Raw genomic sequence first — 5715 nt, 5'->3', positions numbered from 1 at the left:
AGGACTGGTCGGGCCATCCGTGCTCGGTGGGGCTGGAGTCGAGCAGGGCGGCCAGGGCACGCTCCTGCTCGCCGTTCAGGAAGGGTTCGGCGCCGCGGGGCCGGGCGGCCAGCGCGGCGGGGCCCTCGTTCTTCCAGGCGGTGTGCCACGTGTGGACGGCTTGTCTGCTCACGCCGAGCAGGCGGGCGATCGCGGCTTGGGACAGCTCGCCCTGGTCGAACAGCTCCGCGGCGACCAGGCGTCGTTTCTCGTACTCGGCAGGAGTGCGGGGAGAGGAGAGGGGAAGCTCCATGGCCAGGGTTTTCCCAGCTCGCTCGGCTGTCAACCCACACATCAAAGATCAGTATCAAGAGATGAAGCAATTGAAACAGGCGGTTTGCATGGCCCTGGCCGTCTTCGCGATGACTGCCTGCAACCCCGACACCGACCAGGAAGCGGCGATGCAAGAAACGATGACCCAGGACGAAGCCGCTGCCAAGGTCGAGCAGCACATCACCGGTGCCGTATCCGTCCTGCCGGAAACCGTCGAACTCGAACCTGTCGGCCCGGTTACCTTTGCTTCCTGTGACGACCCCACAGACGGTGGCCCTCGAGGCCGTGTCACCGTCGGTCAGGATCAGTGGTTGAATGGGCTGCCGGTGGAGGAGAACGAACAGAACGCCGAACTGCTTTACGAGTACTGGACCACCAACGGTTACCGTGTAATCCGCGACGAACGCCCCGATAAACTGTCGATCGCGGTTGAGAACGAGGAAGACGGCTTCCTCATGTCCCTCCGCGTCAGTATTCAGGGAGATCTTTCCATCGGCGCGTCTTCCCCCTGTGTGTGGCCAAAGGGCACCCCGGAAGCGTGACGGTGTGAGAACGCCAGGGGCGGTACTCCCGCATGAAATGGCCTCTCGGACGGGGTACCAGGCACCCAGGGGACCTTTGATCCGATGGCCGACCGGCCCCGCCCACGAGGAAACCCCAGGCCGGGCGGGGTGAACCCGCCACGCAGCCCGGGGCACGGGATGTTCAACCGCTCCTGGTGTGCTCCCCCGTTCCGCTACCCGGCCGAGACCGGCGTCCCGCGCAGCAGCGCGGCGGTCGCCTCCGCCGCGGCCTTGGCCACGTCGGGGTACACCGGCTGATAGGTGTCCTGGGTGAAGTGCGTGGTCACGTGGCCGAGCTCGGCGGAGACCACCTTGACGTCCGTTCCTGTAGCGAGTGCGAGCGAGGCCGCCCCGTGGCGGAGCCCGCGCAGCGTGATGGGCGGGAGGCCGGCGGCTTTGGCGATGCGGCAGAACCAGTCGCCGACCTGTCCCGGATGCCACCCCGTACCGTTCTGACGGGTGAACACCAGCCCGCTGTTCGTCCAAGAGGCCCCGGTTTGGAGGCGTTGTTCGTCCTGGAACCTCTTCCACCCCCGCAGGATCTTGGAGGGGATTGTCTCCCAGGCGAGCTGGGCGATCTGGACGCGGATGTCGATCTGTCCGTCCACCCAACGGGTGTTCACCCACGGGAGTCGAGCCTGTTCTGTAGACGTGGGAGCGCGGCAGGACCTGCTCTGGCATCGTGGATGACGTGCCCGGCGGTCATGAACTCTCCGATGCCGAGAGGGCCCTGCTCGCCCCGCTCATGCCCACCGGCCCGCACAAGAGTGAGAAGTGGGCCGACCACCGCCGCTGGCCCATAGACGGCACCTGGCAGCGCATCGCCGACCGGCTGCGCATCGACCCCACCACGGTGCGGGCCCATCAGCATGCCGCCGGAGCAGTGAAAAAGGGGACGCGGCACCGGAGGAACCGGACGGGGCCGAGGCCCTGGGACGCTCCCGGGGCGGTCTGACCGCCAAGATCCACCTGCTCGCCGATCAGCACCGGCGTCCGCTGGTCGTGTTCTCCAGCCCCGGCCAGCGCGGGGACGGCCCGATGTTCGCACCCTTGATGAGGGCTCTGCACCTGCCCCTCAGCACGGGGCGGCCGCAACGTGGTGGAGCGGTGCATCGACCTGCTCAAGCAGAACCGGGCGGTCACGACCCGCTACAACAAGCGGGCTGTGATCTTCTGCGGGACCGTGCCGATGGCCTCGATCCGGAGCTGGCTCCGGGGCCTCACCCGTTCACAAAACAATGGATGGCCAGGAGCCAAGACGTGGACTATCAGGATCGGCCGCACCTCGACCGAGGGCTTTGCGGTGGTGCTCCCTGGCACGTTCTCTTTTCCTCGAAGAGGAGGTGGGCCGTGGTCTTGTCCGCGATGCAGAGCAGGCCCACCAGGCAGGTGCGGAGGAGCCATCAGGTAGGCGCCGACACATCTGTTCGGACGTCGATCACCCAGCTGAGTGCCGGGAGGCGACCCCGTCGGCACATGCCGCAGCCTCCAGCAGACGCCGCACAGAACACTCTCATGGAAAGCAGTTGATCCCGGGCTCGCCCGAATACCGGGGAGGACCCTGCAGTTCAGGGACCGCAGCGGTGACGTGCTGGGACCGGTGCTACCGCCTGTCGTCGAAGGTGCTGGGACCGGCGGAAGCCAGTAGTGGCCCCGGTCCCGGGCCGGGCCGGGACCCGGCTCGGAGTCAACCGTGCCGGACCGTCCGCTCACTCCCACCGGGCCGCGGGCTCAGGCGGACGGTGGCGATCACAGGGGCGCGCACGCCCTGCTCGATCGCGGCCTCACAGACGAAGGCCATGAGCCATCCGATCGCGTCATAGGACCACTCCGCCAGGTGCCCCTCGAAAGTCGCATGGTGTCCCTCCTCCACGCCCGGGAAGTCGGGGGCCGGGGTCAACCCGTGGGCCGCGTCCGGCCCGGGTGCGGCGGTGATGTCGGTGAAGACCTGCTGGCGGATCTCGCGCAGCCGCTCCGCCATGGCCGGTGCGGCGTCGGCGGCCTCTGCGCTGGTGCCGGAGTCCAGGCTCACCACGGCGGGGGTGCGGGCCCGGTCGGGCAGTTCGGCGAACCAGGGAAGTGCGCTCACGAGGTCGCCGTAGGCGCCTTCGTCGGGACCGGGAGGCAGGTCCTGGAGCGGGACGAGCAACTGGGCGGCCTCCAGGTCGAGCCGCCCCACGCGGTCGGCGACGGCCCCGGCGCAGTCCAGCATCTGCTGGGCGGGCACCGCCCGGCGCGGCACGGCGGGCTGTTGCCAGGAGACCTGGAACCACAGCCTCCGGCTGCCCTGGCAGAGGGGGTCCAGGCCGGCGTCGTTCATGCCCCACAGCCCCGCTTCGGGCCGTCCGTCGTCGGGCGGGGCCAGCCATCGGAGGGTCCGGGACCGTGCGTGGAACAGGATGTAGGGGTCGGCGTCGGCGGTGGCGGGGTCGTACCAGGGGTGGAGATCCAGGGTGCCGTGCAACGCGCAGAACAGTGTTCCGTCGGCCATCGTGCCTCCTCGGTGTCGGTTCCGGCAGGTGATGGGTTCTCCGTTTCGATGTATCCGCGGAGGGGGCCGTTGAAGATGCCGACCGGGTCGACGTCGACGACGGTGCGGCACCGGGTCCGCGTGCCGGCGTTGCGGTCGGCCCGGGCCCCGGCGCGGTCGGCCGAGCCCTCGCCGGGGTAGACGGTCTTCTTACCGGTCGGGCCCGCATACTCCCACGGTCCGCCTACGTGTTGTCGGAGGCGAACGGTCACCGCGGCCTGGTCGGTGTCGCAGTCGGTGTTCTCCCAGCGGGCACGCCCGGAAGCCCGGCCTGAGGATCGGTGGATCCTGCCGACCAGGGCGTGAACCTGCAAATGGGTTCACCCCGGGCCCGGCCGGTGGAGGCGTGGCGGGCGGTGAAGAGGATGGAAGGGCACCGGCCGGACCTCGGAATCGGGGGACGGGCGGACTCGGTGCACCTCAGCGTCGAACATCGGGGCGTCGGACCCCGACGAAACCGCCGGCCGGGCAGGGTGCGCGAGCGGGCCGAAGGGGTGGCGCACGCCGGCCGAGAACACGGCCGACTGTCGTGTCGGGTCAGCCCGTCGGGCGCACCAGCCCCGTCCGGTAGGCCAGGATGACCGCGTGGACCCGGTCCCGCAGGTCGAGCTTGGTGAAGATACGGGAGACGTAGGTCTTGACCGTTTCAGGCTTCAGCACCATCCGGGCGGCGATCTCGGCGTTCGACAGCCCCTCGGCGAGTAGGCCCAGCACCTCCAGCTCGCGGGGTGACAGCCTGTCCAGCGCCTGTGCCGCCTCCGGGCGCGCGTCTCCGGGCAACAGCCGCTCCGCGAAGCGCCCGATGAGCCGGTGGGTGACGGCCGGATCGAGCAGTGCCTCACCGCGGGCGACGGTTCGCACGCCGGCCACCAGTTCCTCGGGGGTGGCGTCCTTGAGCAGGAATCCGCTCGCCCCGGCCCGCAGCGCCCGGTAGACGTAATCGTCCAGGTTGAAAGTGGTCACCACCAGGACTCGGGGGGATCCGGCCGTCTCCGGTCCGGCCAGCTGCCGGGTGGCCTCGATCCCGTCGAGCACAGGCATCCGCACGTCCATGATCACCACGTCGGGGCGCAGCCGAACGGCCGCCTCCACCGCTGCCCGGCCGTCTCCCACCTGACCGACCACCCGCAGCCCGGGTTGGGCGTCGAAGATGGCCGCGTACCCGGTGCGCACCAGCGCTTGGTCGTCGCAGACCAGGATCCGGACAGGCGCGGACGGGTCCTTCACCGGGCACCTCCCAACGGCAGACGGGCACGCACCACGAAACCGCCCCGGGGGAGCGCGCCCGCCGTGAACTCGCCGCCGAACGCCCGCACGCGCTCACCGAGCCCGGTGAGGCCGTGCCCGCCGGAGGGCGGGTCCGGTACAGGTGTCCCAGAGCCCCCGGTGGTCGCCTGGACGTCGCGCGGTCCCCGTCGTAGTCGATGAGGACCCGGGTCGGTCGGCCGTGTGCGTGCTTGATCGCGTTCGTCAGGGCTTCCTGGACCACGCGGTGGACGGTCAGCCCGGTTCCGGGGTCCATGGCGGGCCGTTCGCCCCGCACCCTCAGTTCGACCGGTTGACCGCTCCTCCGGACCCGCTCGACCAGGTCGCCCACCTGGTCCGCGGCCGGGTCGTGGCCTCCTCCCGCCGGGTGGGCGGGAGGTCCGTCGACGGCATTCGGGGGGTGGGAGGGGTCGGGGTCGTGGAGCACGTCGAGGAGCCGGCGCAGGTCGGCCATCGCCTGGCGCCCGCTGTCACTGATACCGGACATCAGGTCGGCGTGCCGGTCGGCGGGCAGGAACCGGGCGGAGTCGGCCTGCACCACCATGGCGGTGACGTGGTGGGTGACCACGTCGTGCAGGTCCCGTGCGATCCGGGTGCGCTCCCGGGCGGCGGCCGCTTCGGCACCCCGGCGGTGCCGTTCGGCCTCGCCCGCACGCCACGAGCGCATCAGCGCACCGCTTCCGGCGCAGGCGAGCATGATGAGGTAGAAGGCGACGTAGGGCCTGTTCTGGGTTTGGATCAAGGAGTGGCGGGCAGGCTGCGCAACCACAACAGGGCCCCGCGCAGGTGAAGGCCCGCGAGGTAGCTCTGGGGCGTCTTGTCGTACCGGGTGGCCAGCCCCCGCCATTCCTTGAACTTGTTGATGGTGCGCTCCACGGTGTTGCGGTCCTTGTACAACTCGACGTCGTGGCCGACCGGTCGGCCCCCGGCCGATCCCTTCCTCTTGCGGTTGGCCGCCTGGTCGGCCTTTTCCGGGATCACCGCTTTGATGCCGCGCCTGCGCAGGTAGGCGCGGTTGGCGCGGGAGGAGTAGGCCTTGTCCCC

6 protein-coding genes and 2 pseudogenes are annotated in these 5715 nt (G+C 70.1%); 2 read left to right on the top strand and 6 right to left on the bottom strand.

Going from position 1 to position 5715, the window contains the following annotated elements; translation table 11 throughout:
- A partial coding sequence (locus ACJOT3_RS32215) for a helix-turn-helix domain-containing protein (protein ID WP_406976909.1) occupies positions 1 to 292 on the bottom strand: 292 nt, incomplete at its 3' end.
- Here ACJOT3_RS32215 and ACJOT3_RS32210 point away from each other — a divergent pair.
- Positions 291 to 854, top strand: coding sequence for a hypothetical protein (locus tag ACJOT3_RS32210; RefSeq protein WP_406976908.1), 564 nt, complete (start codon positions 291 to 293; stop codon positions 852 to 854). The two genes, ACJOT3_RS32215 and ACJOT3_RS32210, sit on opposite strands and share 2 nt — an antisense overlap.
- A 194-nt stretch (positions 855 to 1048) precedes the next feature.
- Here the strand turns inward: ACJOT3_RS32210 and ACJOT3_RS32205 are convergent.
- Positions 1049 to 1537, bottom strand: a pseudogene (locus tag ACJOT3_RS32205) (site-specific integrase); the annotation flags it as partial.
- A gap of 29 nt (positions 1538 to 1566) precedes the next feature.
- On the opposite strand from ACJOT3_RS32205, the gene ACJOT3_RS32200 reads away from it, so the two are divergent.
- Complete coding sequence (locus tag ACJOT3_RS32200; RefSeq protein WP_406976907.1) at positions 1567 to 1830, top strand: hypothetical protein; 264 nt, start codon at positions 1567 to 1569, stop codon at positions 1828 to 1830.
- 732 nt (positions 1831 to 2562) lie between these two features.
- Here ACJOT3_RS32200 and ACJOT3_RS32195 read toward each other — a convergent pair.
- The 4 genes and pseudogenes from ACJOT3_RS32195 to ACJOT3_RS32180 form a co-directional block, all read right to left on the bottom strand.
- Entirely contained in the window at positions 2563 to 3366 is an 804-nt protein-coding gene (locus ACJOT3_RS32195) for a hypothetical protein (protein ID WP_406976906.1), read from the bottom strand.
- A gap of 576 nt (positions 3367 to 3942) precedes the next feature.
- Complete coding sequence (locus ACJOT3_RS32190) at positions 3943 to 4632, bottom strand: response regulator (protein WP_406976905.1); 690 nt, start codon at positions 4630 to 4632, stop codon at positions 3943 to 3945.
- A 463-nt stretch (positions 4633 to 5095) separates the two neighbouring features.
- Positions 5096 to 5338: pseudogene (locus ACJOT3_RS32185) on the bottom strand (histidine kinase); the annotation flags it as partial.
- A gap of 71 nt (positions 5339 to 5409) precedes the next feature.
- On the bottom strand, positions 5410 to 5715 hold a 306-nt coding region (locus ACJOT3_RS32180; RefSeq protein WP_406976904.1), incomplete at its 5' end, for a transposase.

Source organism: Nocardiopsis protaetiae, assembly GCF_045446735.1.
Lineage (GTDB): Bacteria > Actinomycetota > Actinomycetes > Streptosporangiales > Streptosporangiaceae > Nocardiopsis > Nocardiopsis protaetiae.
This window is presented reverse-complemented; position numbering and strand designations above follow the sequence as displayed.

What these genes read in the sequence shown, in the direction of transcription:
- ACJOT3_RS32195 (WP_406976906.1), bottom strand. Translation starts at nt 3,366, where the DNA reads ATGGCCGACGGAACACTGTTCTGCGCGTTGCACGGCACCCTGGATCTC.
- ACJOT3_RS32210 (WP_406976908.1), top strand. Translation starts at nt 291, where the DNA reads ATGGCCAGGGTTTTCCCAGCTCGCTCGGCTGTCAACCCACACATCAAA.